This window comes from Sphingomonas sp. BAUL-RG-20F-R05-02, from assembly GCF_022662305.1.
Lineage (GTDB): Bacteria > Pseudomonadota > Alphaproteobacteria > Sphingomonadales > Sphingomonadaceae > Sphingomonas.
Genome location: NZ_JAKNQH010000016.1, coordinates 37,588 through 55,427 on the forward strand (window position 1 = coordinate 37,588; position 17,840 = coordinate 55,427).

The window sequence follows — 17,840 nt, forward strand, 5'->3', positions numbered from 1 at the left end:
CCCGCGCGTGTTAGTTGGCGGATCGGCGCGCGGGTGTACACCGGACGCACCACCCCGTTTCCCACAGGACCGCGATGATCCCCGGACCCTTCCTGCTCTATCTCGGGCACTCCGACGACGATGTCGGCATCAAGACCTCGCGCGGGCTCGCCGCCTTCCGCCGTGATGACTGCGTGGGCGAATGGCGACACGACGATTGCCCGCTCACGCTCGGCCTGCCGCGCATGGACGCCGCCGCCGGACATGCGGCAGGCGCACGCACGCTGGTGCTCGGCATCGCCAATGCGGGCGGTCGGTTGGAGGAAGCGCTGATCGCGGACGCGCTGCTCGCCATCGCTGAGGGCATGCACGTCGCCTCCGGTCTTCATCAGCGGCTGCGCGACGAACCCCGGCTGGTGACTACCGCAGCGCAGGCGGGCGTGCAGTTGTTCGACGTGCGCGATCCCCCGGCGACGCTCCCGGTCGGCACCGGCAAGCGCCGCGCGGGCAAGCGTCTGCTCACCGTCGGCACCGACTGTTCGGTCGGCAAGATGTACGCCACGCTGAGCATGCGCGACGCCTTGCAGCGCCGAGGCGTCACCGCCGATTTTCGCGCTACGGGGCAGACCGGCATCCTGATCGCCGGCGAGGGCGTGCCGCTCGACGCGGTGGTGGCCGATTTCATCTCGGGCGCGATCGAGATGCTCACCCCGCCGCGCAACGACGATGGCTGGGATCTGATCGAGGGCCAGGGATCGCTGTTCCACCCCTCCTTCGCCGGCGTGTCGACCGGCCTGCTCCACGGCGCGCAAGCCGCGGCGATCGTGCTGTGCCACGATCCCTCGCGCGCGCGCATGCGCGGGCTGCCGCATTACCAGCTTCCCGATCTTGCCGAATGCCTCGCCGCCAACCTCCAGGTCGCGCGGCTCACCAGCCCGGATGTGCAGGCGGTCGGCATCGCGCTCAACACGGTCAAGCTGGATGAGGATACCGCGCGCCGGCTGTGTGCCACGACCGGTGACGCACTCGGCCTGCCATGTACCGACCCATATCGCTTCGGCGCCGAGCCGATCGTTGATAGGCTGCTGCAATGCTTCGCACCCTCGACGCCCGCCACGACCGCTTCGGCCTGAGCGCGCCCTTCCGCATCGCGCGGGGCGTGAAGACGGCGGCGGATGTCGTCACCGTCACCGTGCGCCAGGGCGACCTCATCGGGCGCGGCGAAGGCGTACCCTACCCGCGCTATGGCGAGACGATCGTGGATGCGCTCGAGCAGATCGCCGCCGCCACCGACGCGATCGAGGCGGGTGCAAGTCGGGATGATCTTGGCGCGCTGCTCACGGCGGGCGCTGCGCGCAATGCGGTGGACTGCGCGCTGTGGGATTTGGAGGCACGCCTCGCCGGCACCACCGTCGCCGCACTCGCCGGGGTGGCCGCACCCACCCCGGTTGCCTCGGCGATCACCATCGCGATCGACACGCCCAATGCCATGGCCGCCGCTGCGGCTCGCGCCGCGCGCGTGCCGCTCCTCAAGGTGAAGGTCGATCGCGGGAGCGCGGCCGATCAGATCGCCGCCGTCCGCGCCGCCGCGCCGCACCCGCGCCTGATCGTCGACCCCAACGAAAGCTGGACGATCGCCGAGTTGGAACGCTGGCACGATCTGCTGGTCGAGCACCGTGTCGACCTGCTCGAACAACCGCTGCCGGCGGGCGAGGATGCAGCGCTGGCGGGCTTCGCCAGCCGGGTGCCGTTGTGCGCGGATGAGTCGCTCCACACCCGCGCCGATCTGGCTGGGCTTACCGACCGATACCAATACGTCAACATCAAGCTCGACAAGACCGGCGGGCTGACCGAGGCGCTCGCGCTCGCCGATGCGGCACGCGCGCGCGGCTTCGAGCTGATGGTCGGCTGCATGGTGTGCTCCTCGCTCGGCATCGCGCCGGCGATGCTGCTTGCCGGCAACGCCGCGTTCGTCGATCTCGACGGCCCGCTGTGGCTGAGCGAGGACCGACCAGGTAGGGTGATCGACCGTGACGGCGTACTCGACCCGCCGCAGCCCGGCTTCTGGGGCGCAGCCGCTTGAGCATCGTGCGCCGCTGGTTTGCCGTACCATTGTGGCAACGCGTGATCGGCGGGCTGGTGCTGGGCGTGATCCTCGGTGCGGCATGGCCCGCCGGCGCGGACGCCATTGCCATCGTCGGCGATCTGTTCGTGCGGCTGATCCGGATGCTGGTCGTGCCCGTCGTACTGGTGACGATCGCCGCCGGCATCGCCGCGCTCGGCGATCCGCGCCGGCTCGGGGCGATCGGCGGGCGCACGGTGCTGGTGTTCGCGTTCACCACCATCGTCGCCGTGACGATCGGCATGGCGACCGGGTTGCTCGTCCGCCCCGGAGCGGGCGTCGTGCTGGCCGGCGTCGCGCCACATGCGCTCGGGCCCACCGTGTCCGCCGCCGATCAGTTGCGCGACATCATTCCCGTTAACATCATCGACGCGCTTGCACAGGGCAACATGCTCGCCGTCATCTTCACCGCCGTCCTGCTTGGCACCGGCGCGGTGGCGGCGGGGGAAGCCGGGCGGCCGGTGGTGGCGCTGTTCGAAGGGCTTGCCGCCGTACTGCTCCACATCGTGCGGATCGTCATGGAGGTGACCCCGTTCGGCGTGCTCGCGCTGATCGCGCGCGCGGTGGCGAGCGGTGGTGCTGCAGTGTTCGTCAACATCGGCGCGCTGGCGCTGTGCGTCGTCATCGCTTCGCTGGTGCAGATGCTGTTCCACGGCGCACTGATCGCGTTCATCGCGCGACTGTCGCCGCTGGGCTTCTTTCGCGGCATCCTCGATGCGCTGGTGGTCGGCTTCTCCACCGCATCCTCCTCGGCGACGCTGCCGGTCGGCCTGCGCGTGGCGGAGGACAATCTCGGCATCGCCTCTTCGGTTGCAGGCACGGTGCTGCCGCTCGGCACGAGCATCGGCAAGGACGGCACCGCGATGTACGTCGGCCTGATGGGTCAGTTCGCGCTTCAGGCGCTCGGCATCGCGCCCGATGGCGGCATGCTGGTCGTCATGCTGCTGACCGGCGCGCTCGCCGCGTTCGGCACCGCGCCGGTGCCCTCCGCCTCGCTGTTCATGCTGGCGGCGATGCTGTCGGCAGTGGGTGTAGCGCCCGAGCAGACCGCGCTGGTCGTCGGCCTCGTGCTGCCGTTCGACCGGTTGCTCGACATGACGCGCACCACGCCCTCCGTCTCCGCCAACCTCACCGTCGCCACGCTGGTGGCGCGCCGCGCGGGCGCGCTCGACACGGCGGTGTTCGCCGCGCGGGCACCCGGCTAGGGTGGCGCGCTGATGAACCTGCGCCATATCGAGATCTTCCACGCCGTCTACGTCAACGGCTCGGTCAGCGCCGCCGCGCGCGCGTTGAACGTGTCGCAGCCGTCCGTTTCCAAGACGCTGCGCCACGCCGAATCCCTGCTCGGCTTTGAACTCTTCCAGCGCAGTGCCGGCCGCATGGTGCCGACCGAGGATGCGCACGCGATGTTCGGCGACGTCGCCGACATTCAGGAACGCGTGCGGGCGCTGCGCGAGGCCGGGCGCAACCTGCGCACCGGCGGCGGCGCGACGCTGCGCATCTCCGCGTTGCCGAGCCTCGCCTTGAGCGCGCTGCCCACCGCCGTGTCGCGCTTCCTCAAGACGCATCCGGGCGTGCGCTTCGATCTCCAGACGGTCCACCACGACGATGTGCTGCGCAAGCTGTACGAGCGGGAGACCGAGATCGCGATCGGCTATCAGGCACCGCGCGGCGCGCCGCTCGGACAAATCTGGCTTGGCGAGGGCGAGCTGGTGATGCTCTACAACGAAGCCGAGCTACCGGATGCGCCGCCCCGGCTGGACCTGGGCGAGCTTGCCGGCAAACCGTTCATCACGCTCGCTGCGAGTGGCCCGGTCGGCCACCTGTTCACCACCGAGGTCGAGCGGATCGGGCTGGAGCTGGACGAGATCGTCTCCGCGCGTACCTTCTACATCGCGGCGGCGCTGGTGCGCACGGGCGTGGGGATGACGGTGGTGGACAACCTCACCGCCGAGGCGTGTCTTGCCCCCGGCATGGCGATGCGCCCGCTCAAACCCTCGCTGACGTTCGACATCAATGCGATGCACCTGCTCGACCGGCCGCCGAGCGCGCTGGCGAGTGATTTCCTGGCGGTGCTCGGCACCGTGATCGAGGCCCCATGACGCCGATCCTGCTCGCGCTGCTGCTCGCCGCCCCCGCCGCGCCCCAATCCCTGACCCCACCCGACCCGGTCGCCACCGCGATCGCGCGCGCCGCACCGGGCACACGGATCGGGCTGGTGGTGGTCGACGAGACCGGCCGCGAGATCGTCGCGGTGCGGCCCGACGAACGCTTCGTACCGGCTTCGAACACCAAGATCTTCACCACCGCCGCCGCTTTCGCCACGCTCGACATGACCGCGCCCGACGGCGGCGGCGGCGCGGAGGTGCGGCTGGAGGGGCGCGACGTGGTGCTGAGCGGCCATGGCGACGCCCGCCTGTCGAGCGCCGCCGATTGCCGCAGCGACTGCCTCGCCGACCTCGCCCGGGCGGTCGCCGCGCGCACCCGCATTGTGCATGACGTGATCGGCGACGACAGCGCCCTTCCGGACGAACGCTGGCCACAGGGCATGAGCTGGAACAATCAGGTCGGGCGCTACGGCACTGCGATTTCGGCGTTGACGATCGACGACAATGTGGTCGCGCTGTCGGTCACGCCCGGCGCGGCAGGCGCGCCGCCCGCGATCACCGGCGACGGGTATTACGAACTCGAGAACCGGGCGACCACCGTTGCGGGCGGCAAGACCGCGCTGGAGGAGACGCGTCAGCCGGGCAGCCCGGTTTTGCGGATCGGCGGCTCGGTCGCCACCGGGGCGCCGGCACGAACCGTGCTGGTCGGCATCGACGATCCGGCGCACCGCGCGGCGTGGCGACTGGCGCAGATGCTCCGCGCCGAGGGCGTGCGCGTTAGCGGGGCCGTGTCCGTCCGCCACCGGCCGCCCTCACCTTCGGACGATCCCGACCAGCGCGGCGGGGCACCCGCGCCGCACGCTCCTACCCCGCCCACCGCGCTCGCCCGGCTCGCGCCGCCGCCGCTCGGCGAGGATGTGCGCCATACCAACAAGGTCAGCCAGAACCTCCACGCCGAACTGCTGCTGCGCCGCGTCGGCGCGGTCAGCGGCAGCGGCTCGGTCGCGGATGGCCGCGCTGTCGTGATCCACATGCTGGGCAGCATCGGCATTCCGCGCTGGCAGTATGAGTTTGCGGATGGGTCGGGCATGTCCAACTACAACCGGGTCACGCCCCGCGCCACCGTCGCGCTGCTGCGCTGGATCACCGCGCGACCGTGGGGCGCGGCATGGCGGGCAACGCTGCCGGTCGGCGGGGTTGACGGCACGCTGGCGTCGCGCTTCCACGCCACCCCGCTCGACGGGCGGCTGTTCGCCAAGACCGGTTCACTCAACGCGACCAGCGCGGTGTCGGGCTATCTCACCGCCGCCAGCGGGCATGTGCTGACCTTCTCCGCCTTTGCCAACGATGTGCCGGGCGATGCCTCGGCCACGGCGGCGATCGACCAGGCGCTGCTCGCGGTGGCGGCGACGCACTAGCCCGCGCTAGAAGTCGGCGAGCGGCGTCACGATCTCGTAGCGGTCGCCGCGATACACCGAGCGGGTGAACTCGACGAACCGGCCGTCCGGAATTTGCGTCAGCCGCTCGATCCGCAACACCTCGGAGTTCTGCCGCACGCTCAGTATGCCGGCCTCGGTCGGCGTCGCCAGCGAGGCGCGGACGCGTTGCGTGCCCGCGGTCGGGCGGAAGCCGTGCGTGTCGAGCGCCTGATACAGCGAGTCGCCAAGGCTCTCTAGATCGGGCAGGAACGTGGCCGGGATGATGGCATGTTCGATCGCCAACGGCTCGCCGCCGGCCAGCCGCACCCGGCCCAGCCGCGCGACCTGCGCGGTGGAGGTGATGTGAAGCGCCGCCGCTTCCTCCTCGGTCGGCTGCGCGTAGGTCTTGTTGATCCACACCACGCCCGGCGCTTCGCCGCGCGCCCGCGTCTCGTCGCTGAAGCTGCTGAGCTTGCTGCCGGCGGTCTCGATCCGCCCCGCGACGAACGTGCCGGATCCCTGTTTGCGCAACAGCACGCCCTCGCCGACGAGTTGCTCGATTCCCTTGCGCACCGTCACCCGCGACAGGCCCGCCATTTCGCTGAGATCGCGTTCGGAGGGGAGCGCGCTGCCCGGATCGATCCCGCCGCTGCGGATATGCTCGCGCAGGCTGCGCGCGAGTTGCAGGTAAAGCGGCGTCCCCTCCTCGGGCGTTGTCCAGGCAATGTCCCGCATCGTCGCTCAGTCCCGCGCTTCCAGCGCCATCAGCGCGCGGCGCAAGTCGCCGCCGCTTGCGTCCAGCAACAGCTTAGCATCGGCGATGGACGTGCCAAGCGCGACGAGCACGCCTAGGCGAATGTCGTTGTGCGTGGTTTCGAGCGCACGCGCCGCCGTGTCGACATCAAGGCCTGCGATCTGCGCGACCATATCGCGTCCGCGCGCCAGCAGCTTCGCGTTCGAGATCCGCATCGCCACCATGCGGCCATCGTACACCAATCCGCGCCGCAGCATGATCGCGGTGGAGAGCATGTTGAGGATCGCCTTCTGCGCGGTACCCGCCTTCATGCGCGTCGATCCGGCCAGCACCTCGCCGCCGGTGACCGCGCAGATCGGATGTTCGGCCGCATCGAGCAGCGCGGAACCGGCATTGTTGGCGATCGCGATGGTCAGCGCGCCCGCCGCGCGGGCAGTCTCAATGGCGGCGAGCGTATAGGGTGTGCGGCCGCTCGCCGCGACGCCGATCACCACGTCGCTGGCACCCACCGCTGCCGTGTCGATCTCGGCGCGCGCGGCCGCCGCGTCATCCTCCGCGCCTTCATAGGCTTGCGTCAGCGCGCTGCTGCCGCCGGCCATCAGGAACACGAGGCGGTCCGTCGGCCAGCCGAAGGTCGGGTGCAGTTCCGCCCCGTCCTGCACCGCCAGTCGGCCCGAGGTGCCCGCGCCGACGAAGACCAGCCGACCGCCGTCGCCGAGCCGCACCGCCGCCGCCTCGGCAGCCTGCGCGATCGCGCGGGTTTGCGACTGGATCGCGGCGATGGCGGCCATCTGCCCTTCCAGCATGGCCTCCACGGCCAGTTCGGTCGGCCAGCGATCGAGATCGCGATAGCGGGGGTCGAGCGCTTCGGTCTTCATGGGTCTGTCCTGAATTCAAGCTGCGGTGGCGGCGATCGTCCGTCCGGACCCGGCGGGCGCGACGCAGACGATGAAGGCGACCAGCGTGGCGATGCACAACTGGAACGGAAACGACAGCGCGCACAGCACGGCCGGCAGCCCGACCGCGGCGGCGATCCTCGGCTGCAGCGACAGCACCGTGACGAACCCGACGATCAGCGCGGCGATTACCGAACCCGTCGTGCCCCGCCCGGTAAACAGCGCGGTGAAATACACGCCGAGCAACCCGGCATAGGTGAACACCATCACCTGCAGCGCGAACTCCAGCAGCCCCATGCTGCTGTAGCGCTGCCAGTAATAGGACACGACCGCCATCGCGAACATGGCCACGCCGATCACCCCCATGCCGACGCGCCCGGCCTGCACGTAATGCTGCTCCGCCGCATCGCCGCGCCGTTCGCGCCACGGGCGGTAGAAATCCTGCACCAGCACCGACGACATCGCGTTCAGCGCCGAGTTGGTGGTCGCCACCGCCGCCGCGCAGATGCCGACCGTCACCAGCCCGCGCAGGCCGCCGGGAAGCTGGGTCAAAATATAGTGCATGAAGATGCTGATCTTCTGATCGCCGAAGCGGCTGCCCGCCACCGCCGTCGCGCCACCCATCAGGTCGGGCCGGTCGTAGAACACATAAAGCAGCAGCCCGATCACGATGAACATGCCGACCACCGGCACCGTCGCCAGCACCGACAGGTACAGGCTGCGCGCACCGGTCTTGGCATCCTTGCATGCCAGCAGGCGCTGCGTGGTGTCCTGATCCATCCCGGCATTGGCGATGTAGAGCAGCGCAAGCCCGGTGACGATCGCCAACAGCGAAAACGGCTTCGACAGATCCAGCGAGAGATCGAACAGCCGCAGTTTGTCAACACCCTCGGGCGTATGCGCGAGCCCTGCGAGGATCTCCGCGTTCGAGGCCGGGATCGACAGCCGCAGGAACACCAGCACCGCGATCGCGGAGCCGATGTAGACGGCGAACTGGATCAGGTCGTTCCACAACACCGATTTCAGCCCGCCGACGAAGGTGAACAGCACGCTCGCCACCACCAGCACCGCCGCCGCGATCATGATGCCTCCCGCATCGACGCGGCCAGTGATGACCATCGCCAACGCGATCGCCGCGAGATACACCCGCGCGCCGCCGGCAAACACGCGCCCAACCAGGAACATGCCCCCTGCCCAGCGCGTCGCATTCGCGCTGAACCGTAGAGTGAGCAGTTCGTACGCCGTGGTCGCGCGGATCGCGTAGAAGCGCGGGATCATCACATGCGCCACGAAGATCGCGCCGATCAGCCCACCGATCGTGCCGCTGAGATACGTCAGGTCGCCGTGATAGCCGTAATCCGGCCCGCCAAGGAACGTCGCGGCGGATTGCGTAGCCGACAGCACCGAGATCGCCGCCAGCCACGACGGCACGGTGCCACCGGCCAGGAAATACTCGCGCGCGGACGTGGTCTTGCGCGGCGTGAAGATCCAGCCGCCCGCCACCAGCAGCAGCAGATAGGCCGCGATCACCAGCCAGTCCGCCGTCGAGAAAGGCAGTGTCATCGCACACCGCCTCCGGATCGTCGGCGATGCCTTGCCAGCCAGTTCGGCACGAACGTCCGGCGACGTGGCTTCCTCAAAGGTGCGCGCTCAGCGTGAAGCCGATCGTGCGGCCGAGGATATCGTAGGTATCGGGGAAGGTGTTGAACACGCCACCGCTGGAAACGCGCGGTGGGTCCTTGTCGAGGAGATTGTACAGGCCCGCGCTCATCGTCACCGCATCGGTGAAGGTGTACGACGCCGACAGGTCGAAGGTGTTCTGTGCGGCGATCGCCTCGGTCGACCCCACCGTGCTGGAGCGCACCTTGCCGATGCGGTTCCAGTCGAACTGGATCACGCCCTTGTCGAACAGCCAGCCGATGCCGGCGGTGTGGCGGTAATCGGGCTGCACCAGCGTGGTGCCGTCGCTCGAACAGGTCGCGCCGAACGTGCCCTTGCACTGCACCGCGCCGACCGTCGGGTTCGCCTGAATCTCATATGAGGTGACGATATTGCCCTGATAGCTCAACCGAACGCCCGCACCCGGCAGCCAGTCCCGCCGCAACGTGTAGCTCGCGGTGATGTCGAAGCCGCGCTGCAACAGCCGGCCGAGGTTTTGGTTGTTGACGAAGGCGTCGGCGAAGGTGCCGTTGGGGTTGCGGGTGACGAGCGCGCACAGCGGATTGCCGGCGGTCGGGTTGGTTACGTAGCAACTGGTGATCGCCGCGATTGGCTGGATCACGCCGACCGCGCCCTTCAGGTCGAGCTGATACCAGTCAACCGTCACGTTCAGGCCGGGCACGAACGTCGGCGTGAACACCGCGCCCGCGGTGGTGGTGAAGCCGGTCTCCGGCTTCAGATCGGGGTTGCCGCCGTAATAATAATTGCCGGTCAGATAGCTGGCCGAGGTCGAGTTGGTCGATCCCGCCGCCGGTGCGCCGAACCGCGCGCACTGCGCCTGATTGCCGGTGCCGAGCACGCACGGATCGCCGCCATAACGCGGCTTCAGGCGATCCACCGTGACGAGGTTGCTGAACGGCAGCGACGACACCCCACCGGCGAACTCACCGAAATTGGGGGTGCGCAGCACACGCTGATAGGTGCCGCGCAGGCGCAGGCTGCGATCGACCTCCCAGTTGCCCTCAACCTTCCAGGTGCCGTGGGTGCCGAACAGATTGTAATCAGACAGCCGGTACGCGCCGCCGATGTCCAGCTTGCGGATCAGCGGCAGGTTGTGCAGCACCGGGATCAGCACTTCGCCGTACAGTTCCTTCACGTCGAATTCGCCGCTGTACGCCGCCTGTACGCCCTCGCGGTAGGTGTTGCCGGTGAGCAGCGCGCTGTCCTGGCGGATGTCGGCGGTTTCGCGGCGATACTCGCCACCGACCGCAAAGCCGATCGGCCCGGCCGGCAGTGAGAACAGCTCCTCCAGCGAACCGCTCAGCGTTGCCGCCGTCACGAACTGGTCGCGCTTGCGGTTGAAGCCGTTGATGTCGCTGCCGAGCGCCCCGGCCAGCGCGGTCTGGTTCGGCCCGAAGATGTTCACCGTGTTGACGATCGACGCGAAATTGTTGGCGCCGCTCGCATTGGCGACGAGCCCGTCACCGCTGATGACGGTGTTCTCGGTCGAGCGGCCATATTGCGCGTAGATGTTCCACTTGATCTTGTCGGTCAGCGGGCCGCGCAGGCCCGTCTGTGCCTGGAAGGTGTTGCGCTCGGTCGCGTAGTCGATGAGGCCGAGCTCGGCGAGCGAACGCGACACGTTCACCTGCGCCGCGCCGTTGACGAAGGTGAGCTGGCCCCGGATCGCGTCGGTCAGGAACGGGTTATTCTGCGCGATTAACACGGTGCGGCTGACCGAGGCCGGGGTCGCGCTGGGCGTCCCGGTCTCCTGCGTGCGTGTGTTGGTGTACATCACGCGGCCATAGATCTCGACCGCAGGCGTGATCTCATACTTGTAGAGCGCAGCCACGTTGATGCGCTTGAGCGGCGAAACCAGCGGGTAGCGGTCCGAGATGTTCGACGTCGCCGACGGATTGGTGCTGAAGGCGCCCTGATCGGAGAAGCCGAACCTGCGCCCGCTCGCCACATCGGTAAACACGCCGCCGATGCTCGGGATCGTCTGGTTCGGCGTCGCCGCCCAGTCGCGCTGGCCGGCGCGGATCAGGTCGCGCTGCGTGTAGTCGGCGGCGATGACGATGTTGCCGCGATCGCCAAGCCCCGCCCCCAGCATGAGCGAGCCGCCATATTGCGCCCCGCCATGTTCGGACAGGCGGGTCGACGCGGTGCCCCGCAGCCCCTTGAAATCGTCGTTGAGGATGAAGTTGACCACGCCCGCCACCGCATCCGCACCGTAGACGGCGGCGGCACCGCCGGTCAGCACGTCGACGCGCTTGATGAGCGAGGCGGGGATCGCGTTGACGTCCACCGAGTTGCGGAAGCTGAACGGCGTGCCGCGCGTGCCGTCGATCAGCACGAGCGACCGGCTCTGGCCGAAGTTGCGCAGTTCCAGCACCTGCGCACCGAACGCATCGCTGCCCTGCGACCCCTGCCGCACGCCGCCGGAAAGCTGCGGGATTTTGGTAGAGAAATCCTCGATGGTCAGCGCCGACTGAAGCCGGATCTGCTCCTGGTTGGTGGTGGCGACCGGGCTGCTCGACGTCAGGCCGGCCAAGGCGATGCGGGTGCCGGTGACGACGATGTCACCAGCCCCGGCCGTTTCGTCGGCGGTCTGGGCAAAGGCGGGCGCGTGGAGGAGAGCGGCGGCAAGCGCGGCAAACGCCACGGTGCTTTTGTGTAACGTAGCCATAGCTTTCCCTCCGTTCGCCTTGTCCCTGAACAGCTCCGCCGGCTAGCGCCGTGGTTGTCTTGTGCAGCACTAGATGCCCTCAGAGAGTAGACATTGTAAAGCACCGGTAGCTTAGTGGTATGGCTTTTCCACGTCTCGCTGTTTGATAGGCGATCCTTACCGTGTTGACAGCAATACCAGTTGAACATTTCTGCTGCAGTGGTATCTCAATCGCATGGCCACACTGGATCGCCTCACCACCAAGATGGCGCAAGAAGCACGCGAGGCTCCTGTCAGAGCCGCAGAGCAACTCCGCCGCAATGCCGATCTGGTTCGTGCCGCAGGGCAACGTCTTCGCGCCCTTTCACCACCGTTCGCCGCAACCCTTGCGCGCGGCAGTTCGGATCAGGCGGCGGCGTTCGCCAAGTTCCTGCTCGAAACCCATGTCGCGATGCCGACGCTCAGTCACGCACCGTCGATCGGCTCACTCTACCATGCCACCTCACCGCGTTTCGACGGCGTGCCCCTCATCGCGATCTCGCAGTCCGGCCGAAGCCCGGATCTGCTCGCCGCCGCCGAGGACGCGCGCCGGCAAGGCGCCGTGGTGATCGCGGTGGTGAACGACGTCGCATCGCCGCTCGCCGATCTCGCCGAGATCGTCATCCCGGTCCACGCCGGTGCGGAGACGAGCGTCGCCGCGACCAAGAGCTTCGTGTGCACGCTGGTCGCACTCACCCATCTCGCGGCGGAGTGGAGCGGCGATGCGGCGCTGCTCGCCGCGCTGCAAACGACCGGCGACGTGCTCGAACAGGCGGCAAACGCCGACTGGACGTCGGCTGTGCCGCTCCTGCGCGATGCAAAAACGATGCTGGTGCTGGGCCGCGGCCCGACGCTGCCGATCGCGGGCGAGGCGGCGCTGAAGCTGAAGGAAACCTCCGGCCTTCATGCCGAGGCGTTCAGCAGCGCCGAAGTCGCGCACGGTCCGATGCGGCTGGTCGGTGCGGGCGATCCAGTGCTGGTGCTCGCCCCGCTCGACGTGTCGCGCGCGGGGCTGGTCGAGCGGCTGGCGGATTTTGCGAAACGTGGCGCCGAACTGATCGTGGCGGGTGTACCGGACGGGGTGTCGCCTGCGACCGTGCTGCCCTTCCACACCGACGTGCATCCGGTGCTGGGCGCGATCGCGCAGATCCAGAGTTTCTACGGCCTTGCCGAAGCGCTCGCGCTGGCCCGTGGCCTCGACCCGGACCACCCACCCCATCTCAACAAGGTGACGAGAACGCTATGACGATGACCGCGCTGACCGGCGCACGCATCGTGCTGGCCGACCGGATCGTCGATGGGCAGGCGCTGATCGTAGACGGCGCGCGGATCGTCGGTCTCGCCGCCACCGTACCGGATGGCTGCGAGCGCCACGATCTTGGCGGCGGCTGGCTGCTGCCGGGGTTCATCGACACGCAGGTCAACGGCGGCGGCGACGTGCTGTTCAACGACATGCCGAGCGTCGCCGGCATCCGCGCGATTGCGCAGGCGCACCGGCGTTACGGCACCACCGGCCTGCTGCCGACGCTCATCAGCGACCGCGCGCCGGTCGTCGAAGCGGCGATCGCCGCGGGTGAGGATGCGATCGCGGGCGGCGTGCCGGGAGTGCTCGGCGTGCACATCGAGGGGCCGCACCTCAACCCGGACAAGAAGGGCATCCACGACGCCGCGCGCTTCAGCGCCATCGATCCCGAAGCGCTCGCACGGCTGACCGCCCCCACGCGCGGGCGCCGCATCGTCACGCTCGCCCCCGAACTGGCGCCGGCCGGTGCGGTACGTGTGCTTGCCGAGGCGGGGGTGTTGGTCTGCGCCGGCCATTCGCTGGCGGATTACGACCAGACCCGTGCCGCGCTGGTGGACGGTTTGGCCGGCTTTACCCACCTGTTCAATGCGATGACGCAGTTCCTCAGCCGCGATCCCGGCATGGTCGGCGCGGCACTGGAAGACCGGGCGAGCCACTTCGGCCTGATCGTGGACGGATTGCACGTCCACCCCGCCACGCTGCGCGTCGCAATGCTCGCGCGTGGGGTCGAGGGGATCATGCTGGTCACCGACGCGATGCCGCCGGTAGGCGGGCGGCGCGATTGCTTCACGCTGATGGGGCAGGATATCTCCGTCGTCGGTGGCACCTGCCGCGGACCGGACGGGACGCTGGCGGGTTCGGCGCTGACGATGGCGCAGGCGTTCCGTAACGCGATGGAACTGATGGGGTGCGACATCATTGCCGCCTCCCGCATGGCGAGCGGTAATCCGGCCAGATTCCTGCGCCTCGACCAGCAAACCGGCACGATCGCCCCCGGTCTGCGCGCCGATCTCGTCCACCTCGACGACGCACGCAAGGTCACGGCGACGTGGATCGGCGGCGCGCGCGCGGATCATCCCGAATGAGCGTGCCCCGCTGCCCGGAACCTAGCCTGATCGAAGCGCGCTTCGGCCTTCGGGAGGTGACGGAACGCGGCCTAATCGCGCCGACGGGGGCCACCGCCGGTCACCGCTTTTACCGCTATGGCAACACCGTATATCGCGGGCTGGCGACGGGAGATGCCGCATGACCTACTATCTCGGCATCGATGCGGGCGGCAGCAATTGCCGGGCGCGGCTGATCGATGAGGGTGGCACGGTGATCGGCGAAGGTCGCTCCGGCCCGGCCAATGCACGGGCAGGCATCGAGGCGCTCTACGAAACGCTGGAAGAGACTGCTGGCCAAGCGCTCGCCCACGCTGCCGTTACGGCGGAGCAGCGCGCCGCCATCCATGCGGGAATGGGGATCGCGGGGATCAGTCGCCCCGGCGTTCTGGACGCGCTTACCGACCTCGACTTCGGGTTCGCCAGCGTGACCTACGCAACCGATGCGCAGATCGCGAACCTGGGCGCACACGCCGGGCAGGACGGCGCGATCCTCATCATCGGTACGGGCAGCGCGGCGCAGCTCCGCGTACAAGGCCGTGACTTCACGATCGGCGGCTACGGCTTTCCGATTTCGGACGAAGGCAGCGGCGCCGCGCTCGGCCTGTCGGCGATGCGGCATGCCTTGCGCGCGCTCGACGGTCGTACCCGCAAGACGCCGCTCAGCGCCGCCGTGACGGAGCGCTTCGATCACGATACCGCGCAGGCGATCGCCTGGATGGATCAGGCCACGCCGCGAGACTATGGCATGCTCGCCCCGCTCGTGATGGAATATGCCGAGGCCGACGACGTGATCGCCCGCTCCATCGTCGAACATGCGGCCAACCATATCGAGCGGTTCATCGAAACGATCTTCGAACGTGGCGCGACGCGCTGCTCGCTCGTCGGCGGGCTTGCACCGCGCATCCGCCCGTGGCTGCGCGCGCGCACCGTCGAACGGCTGAGCGACGCAGTCGGCGATCCGCTCGACGGGGCGTTGCGGCTGGCGGGGTATCAGGCGCTCGGTTGAGACGCGCCGCATTGCCTCATTTCTATGCGCTTATGCGTCAAGATAGGCGGCGAGTTCCTCTGGCGCCGCTTGTGGAAAGGATTGCCGTAGCAGGTCGAGGAACGCGGATACCCTCGCGTTGAGCAACCTGCGCGACGGATAGAGCGCCCACAGCGCGACGTCCGATCCCGGAACGTCTCCCCAGTGCACCAGCCGCCCGTTGGCGATGTCGCGGCTGACGAGCGACAGCGGCAGCCGCGCCGCCCCGGCCCCTGCGCGCACCGCATCGCGGATCATGACGAGCGACGACAGACGCAGCACCGGATCGACCGCGAGTTTCATGGTCGTTTCCGACGTGGTGAGCGTCCATTCTTGCGCGCCGTCACCGCCACGGACGACGGCAGCGACGGGGCCGCCGTCCAGACGCTTATCGATGGCGGCCACGATCACCAAGCGATCGTGCAGGAACGGGCGGCCGACCAGCGCCTCGTCCGCCGCCGGATCGACCCGGATCACGAGATCATACCCCTCTTCGATCATGTCGACCGCGCGATCGTCTGCGGTCACCTCCAGCCGCACTTCAGGATAGCGGCGCGTAAATTCGGCAGCCAGTCGGCCCATCGACATCTGCGCGAACAGCAGCGGCGCGCTGATCTGAAGACGACCACGCACCCGCTCGCTGCCCGAGGCGATCACCGCAGCGGTCTCTTCCAGTTCGGTCAGCAACGCGCCGGCGCGCTCGAACAACGCGCGCCCCTCCTCGGTCAGCTTGAGGTCGCGCCGGCCGCGCTCGAACAGTCGCAGGTCGAGCGCCGCTTCCAGGTCCGCCACGCGTCGGGACAGTGTAGCCTTGGGTCGACGCGCGGCCCGCGCCGCCTTCCCGAAGCCGCCGTGGCGGGCGACGAGCACGAAATCGGCAAGCGCGAGCAGGTCCATATCGTTCCACCAGTGAGACGCGGCGTCCAGATTGCGCGTCTATTTGCAACGCGGTGGATCAACCATCTTCTCCTCGTCAGCAAGAGCAAACGAAGGAGTGAACACCATGACCATTCTCGTAATCGGAGCCACCGGCCGCGTCGGCCGCCATGTCGTCGACCAGCTTCTGCAGCGTGATGCACGCGTGCGGGTGTTGACCCGCGACCGCACCAAGGCTGCCTTCCCTGCCGAGGTCGAAGTCGTGCAGGGTGACCTGCTCGACATCGCCGCGCTGCGGGCCGCCTTCTCCGGCGTCAGCACGGTGTTTCTGCTCAACGCGGTGACGGGTGACGAATTTACCCAGGCGATCATCACGCTCAACGTGGCGCGGGAGGCAGGCGTGGACCGGGTCGTCTATCTGTCGGTGTTCGGAGCCGAACGCGCCGTCAACGTTCCGCACTTCGCGGTGAAGTCGGGCGCCGAACGGATGCTGGAACAGATGGGCTTCGGCGCAACCATCCTGCGGCCGACCTATTTCATCGACAACGAGGTGATGGTGAAGGACGTCATCCTTCAGCACGGCGTCTATCCCATGCCGATCGGCGGCCAGGGCGTGGCGATGGTGGACACGCGCGACATCGCCGAGGTAGCCGCGATCGAGTTGATCCGGCGGGATAGCGCGGCGGGCAATCTGCCTAGCGAGACGATCAACCTCGTCGGACCGGACACGCTGACCGGTGAGGACGTGGCGCGAATCTGGTCAGACGTGCTGGGCCGTCCTGTCGTCTATGGTGGCGATGACCCCAGTGGGTTCGAGCAGACCATGGCGACCTTCATGCCGCAGTGGATGGCGTATGAAATGCGGATCATGGCCGAACGTTACGTGAGCGACGGCATGGTCCCTGAAGACGGCGACCGCGAGCGCCTGACGACATTGCTCGGCCGGCCGCTGCATGCCTACCGCGAAACCGCCGCAAGCATCGTCGCCGTCTGAGCTAACAGCCACCCATCACTACGCCCACCTGTCGCCTGTTACGGCCGACGACAGGTGGGCCGATTCCACATGCTTAGACTTCATCGAGATGATTGCGAGCGCTTGTAAGCTTTACGCGTCTCAACAAACATCTCGCGATGCCTCATGCCATAGTGCCAGAACATCGGCAGTTCGGCGAGGCGCGGACTTTGTGTGCCATTACCTCGTCTCTGCTCCCGATGACCAGTTGCCAAGTGACGTGCTCCCCAGAATTCATGCCATTGGTAAGTTAGCTCGTCAGATGGAGACGAGTGATTCGGCGAAGCCGATTTACCGAAGATCAGATCATTAGGGTGCTGCGGGAGCATGAGGCGGGCGTGAAGACGGCCGATCTGTGTCGGAAGCACGGGATCAGCGATGCGACCTTTTACACCTGGAAGTCGAAGTACGGTGGCCTGACGGTGTCCGACGCTGCGCGGTTGCGGGCGCTCGAGGACGAGAACCGGCGGCTGAAGAAGCTGCTGGCGGAGTCGATGCTCGACGTGTCGGCGTTGAAGGATTTGCTGGGAAAAAACTGACCCAGTCTGTGGAGCGCTACGCTGCGGTGGAGAAGTTGATGGCCGATCACGGCTTCTCCGAGCGTCGCGCCTGCAGGCTGATCGGGGTCAATCGGTCGGCGTGGCAATATGAGCCGCTTCGCGGGAAGGACGATGCTGTCCGCGAGCGGATGTGCGAGATCGCCAATGAGCGCCGTCGGTTCGGCTACTCGGCGGCTGTGGCGATCCTGCGCAAGCGTGGTGGCCGCAAGCGCGCGCTGGGGACGCGAGCGCCGATCGCGATCCCGCAGGAACCCAACCAGCGCTGGTCGCTCGACTTCGTATCGGATGCACTGGCCTGCGGCCGGCGGTTCCGTAT

15 protein-coding genes and 1 pseudogene are annotated in these 17,840 nt (G+C 68.1%); 11 read left to right on the forward strand and 5 right to left on the reverse strand.

All coding sequences use genetic code 11. The features are described from left to right. Positions 1 to 74: 74 nt before the first annotated feature. From dgcN to dacB, 5 genes are read left to right on the forward strand one after another with little or no spacing between them, the layout of a single operon-like run. Positions 75 to 1,112: an N-acetyltransferase DgcN gene (dgcN, locus tag L8F97_RS19335; protein ID WP_242153953.1), complete on the forward strand. Its 1,038-nt coding sequence runs from the start codon at positions 75 to 77 to the stop codon at positions 1,110 to 1,112. Continuing rightward, complete coding sequence (dgcA, locus tag L8F97_RS19340) at positions 1,070 to 2,062, forward strand: N-acetyl-D-Glu racemase DgcA (RefSeq protein ID WP_242153956.1); 993 nt, start codon at positions 1,070 to 1,072, stop codon at positions 2,060 to 2,062. Before dgcN ends, dgcA begins: the two co-directional genes overlap by 43 nt. Next, complete coding sequence (locus tag L8F97_RS19345) at positions 2,059 to 3,306, forward strand: dicarboxylate/amino acid:cation symporter (RefSeq protein WP_242153957.1); 1,248 nt, start codon at positions 2,059 to 2,061, stop codon at positions 3,304 to 3,306. The genes dgcA and L8F97_RS19345 overlap by 4 nt, the downstream gene beginning before the upstream one ends. 12 nt (positions 3,307 to 3,318) lie before the next feature. Continuing rightward, positions 3,319 to 4,203 carry a LysR family transcriptional regulator gene (locus tag L8F97_RS19350; protein ID WP_242153959.1) on the forward strand — a complete coding sequence of 295 codons (885 nt, stop codon included), beginning with the start codon at positions 3,319 to 3,321 and terminating at the stop codon, positions 4,201 to 4,203. Then, complete coding sequence (gene dacB / locus L8F97_RS19355; protein WP_242153961.1) at positions 4,200 to 5,627, forward strand: D-alanyl-D-alanine carboxypeptidase/D-alanyl-D-alanine-endopeptidase; 1,428 nt, start codon at positions 4,200 to 4,202, stop codon at positions 5,625 to 5,627. The genes L8F97_RS19350 and dacB overlap by 4 nt, the downstream gene beginning before the upstream one ends. Positions 5,628 to 5,633: 6 nt before the next feature. Here dacB and L8F97_RS19360 read toward each other — a convergent pair whose 3' ends face one another. From L8F97_RS19360 to L8F97_RS19375, 4 genes are all read right to left on the reverse strand, one after another. Next, complete coding sequence (locus tag L8F97_RS19360; protein WP_242153962.1) at positions 5,634 to 6,362, reverse strand: GntR family transcriptional regulator; 729 nt, start codon at positions 6,360 to 6,362, stop codon at positions 5,634 to 5,636. A gap of 6 nt (positions 6,363 to 6,368) precedes the next feature. After that, positions 6,369 to 7,259: an N-acetylmuramic acid 6-phosphate etherase gene (locus tag L8F97_RS19365; protein WP_242153964.1), complete on the reverse strand. Its 891-nt coding sequence runs from the start codon at positions 7,257 to 7,259 to the stop codon at positions 6,369 to 6,371. A 15-nt stretch (positions 7,260 to 7,274) separates the two neighbouring features. Beyond that, positions 7,275 to 8,840, reverse strand: coding sequence for a sodium:solute symporter family transporter (locus L8F97_RS19370; protein WP_242153966.1), 1,566 nt, complete (start codon positions 8,838 to 8,840; stop codon positions 7,275 to 7,277). A 73-nt stretch (positions 8,841 to 8,913) separates the two neighbouring features. Then, positions 8,914 to 11,625 carry a TonB-dependent receptor plug domain-containing protein gene (locus L8F97_RS19375; RefSeq protein ID WP_242153968.1) on the reverse strand — a complete coding sequence of 904 codons (2,712 nt, stop codon included), beginning with the start codon at positions 11,623 to 11,625 and terminating at the stop codon, positions 8,914 to 8,916. Positions 11,626 to 11,839: 214 nt separating this feature from the next. Between L8F97_RS19375 and L8F97_RS19380 the strand changes: the two genes are divergently transcribed. The 4 genes from L8F97_RS19380 to L8F97_RS19395 are packed head-to-tail and all read left to right on the forward strand — an operon-like array spanning position 11,840 to position 15,058. Beyond that, positions 11,840 to 12,889, forward strand: coding sequence for an SIS domain-containing protein (locus L8F97_RS19380; RefSeq protein WP_242153970.1), 1,050 nt, complete (start codon positions 11,840 to 11,842; stop codon positions 12,887 to 12,889). After that, positions 12,886 to 14,031 (forward strand): N-acetylglucosamine-6-phosphate deacetylase, encoded by a 1,146-nt coding sequence (gene nagA, locus L8F97_RS19385; RefSeq protein ID WP_242153972.1) that lies wholly within the window; start codon positions 12,886 to 12,888, stop codon positions 14,029 to 14,031. Before L8F97_RS19380 ends, nagA begins: the two co-directional genes overlap by 4 nt. Beyond that, positions 14,028 to 14,195 carry a hypothetical protein gene (locus L8F97_RS19390; protein WP_242153974.1) on the forward strand — a complete coding sequence of 56 codons (168 nt, stop codon included), beginning with the start codon at positions 14,028 to 14,030 and terminating at the stop codon, positions 14,193 to 14,195. Before nagA ends, L8F97_RS19390 begins: the two co-directional genes overlap by 4 nt. After that, on the forward strand, positions 14,192 to 15,058 hold the full coding sequence (locus L8F97_RS19395; protein ID WP_242153975.1) for a BadF/BadG/BcrA/BcrD ATPase family protein: 867 nt from the start codon (positions 14,192 to 14,194) through the stop codon (positions 15,056 to 15,058). Before L8F97_RS19390 ends, L8F97_RS19395 begins: the two co-directional genes overlap by 4 nt. Before the next feature lie 30 nt (positions 15,059 to 15,088). Here L8F97_RS19395 and L8F97_RS19400 read toward each other — a convergent pair whose 3' ends face one another. After that, positions 15,089 to 15,973: a LysR family transcriptional regulator gene (locus tag L8F97_RS19400; RefSeq protein WP_242153977.1), complete on the reverse strand. Its 885-nt coding sequence runs from the start codon at positions 15,971 to 15,973 to the stop codon at positions 15,089 to 15,091. Between the two features lie 106 nt (positions 15,974 to 16,079). On the opposite strand from L8F97_RS19400, the gene L8F97_RS19405 reads away from it, so the two are divergent. Together L8F97_RS19405 and L8F97_RS19410 are read left to right on the forward strand one after the other, a co-directional pair. After that, complete coding sequence (locus L8F97_RS19405; protein ID WP_242153979.1) at positions 16,080 to 16,946, forward strand: SDR family oxidoreductase; 867 nt, start codon at positions 16,080 to 16,082, stop codon at positions 16,944 to 16,946. 293 nt (positions 16,947 to 17,239) lie between these two features. Then, positions 17,240 to 17,840 (forward strand): annotated as a pseudogene (locus tag L8F97_RS19410) (transposase); the annotation flags it as partial.

Bases quoted from the DNA above. Each gene is read 5' to 3' on its own strand.
- dgcN (WP_242153953.1), top strand. From the start codon at position 75: ATGATCCCCGGACCCTTCCTGCTCTATCTCGGGCACTCCGACGACGAT.
- dgcA (WP_242153956.1), top strand. From the start codon at position 1,070: ATGCTTCGCACCCTCGACGCCCGCCACGACCGCTTCGGCCTGAGCGCG.
- L8F97_RS19350 (WP_242153959.1), top strand. From the start codon at position 3,319: ATGAACCTGCGCCATATCGAGATCTTCCACGCCGTCTACGTCAACGGC.
- dacB (WP_242153961.1), top strand. From the start codon at position 4,200: ATGACGCCGATCCTGCTCGCGCTGCTGCTCGCCGCCCCCGCCGCGCCC.
- L8F97_RS19360 (WP_242153962.1), bottom strand. From the start codon at position 6,362: ATGCGGGACATTGCCTGGACAACGCCCGAGGAGGGGACGCCGCTTTAC.
- L8F97_RS19365 (WP_242153964.1), bottom strand. From the start codon at position 7,259: ATGAAGACCGAAGCGCTCGACCCCCGCTATCGCGATCTCGATCGCTGG.
- L8F97_RS19370 (WP_242153966.1), bottom strand. From the start codon at position 8,840: ATGACACTGCCTTTCTCGACGGCGGACTGGCTGGTGATCGCGGCCTAT.
- L8F97_RS19375 (WP_242153968.1), bottom strand. From the start codon at position 11,625: ATGGCTACGTTACACAAAAGCACCGTGGCGTTTGCCGCGCTTGCCGCC.
- L8F97_RS19380 (WP_242153970.1), top strand. From the start codon at position 11,840: ATGGCCACACTGGATCGCCTCACCACCAAGATGGCGCAAGAAGCACGC.
- nagA (WP_242153972.1), top strand. From the start codon at position 12,886: ATGACGATGACCGCGCTGACCGGCGCACGCATCGTGCTGGCCGACCGG.
- L8F97_RS19390 (WP_242153974.1), top strand. From the start codon at position 14,028: ATGAGCGTGCCCCGCTGCCCGGAACCTAGCCTGATCGAAGCGCGCTTC.
- L8F97_RS19395 (WP_242153975.1), top strand. From the start codon at position 14,192: ATGACCTACTATCTCGGCATCGATGCGGGCGGCAGCAATTGCCGGGCG.
- L8F97_RS19400 (WP_242153977.1), bottom strand. From the start codon at position 15,973: ATGGACCTGCTCGCGCTTGCCGATTTCGTGCTCGTCGCCCGCCACGGC.
- L8F97_RS19405 (WP_242153979.1), top strand. From the start codon at position 16,080: ATGACCATTCTCGTAATCGGAGCCACCGGCCGCGTCGGCCGCCATGTC.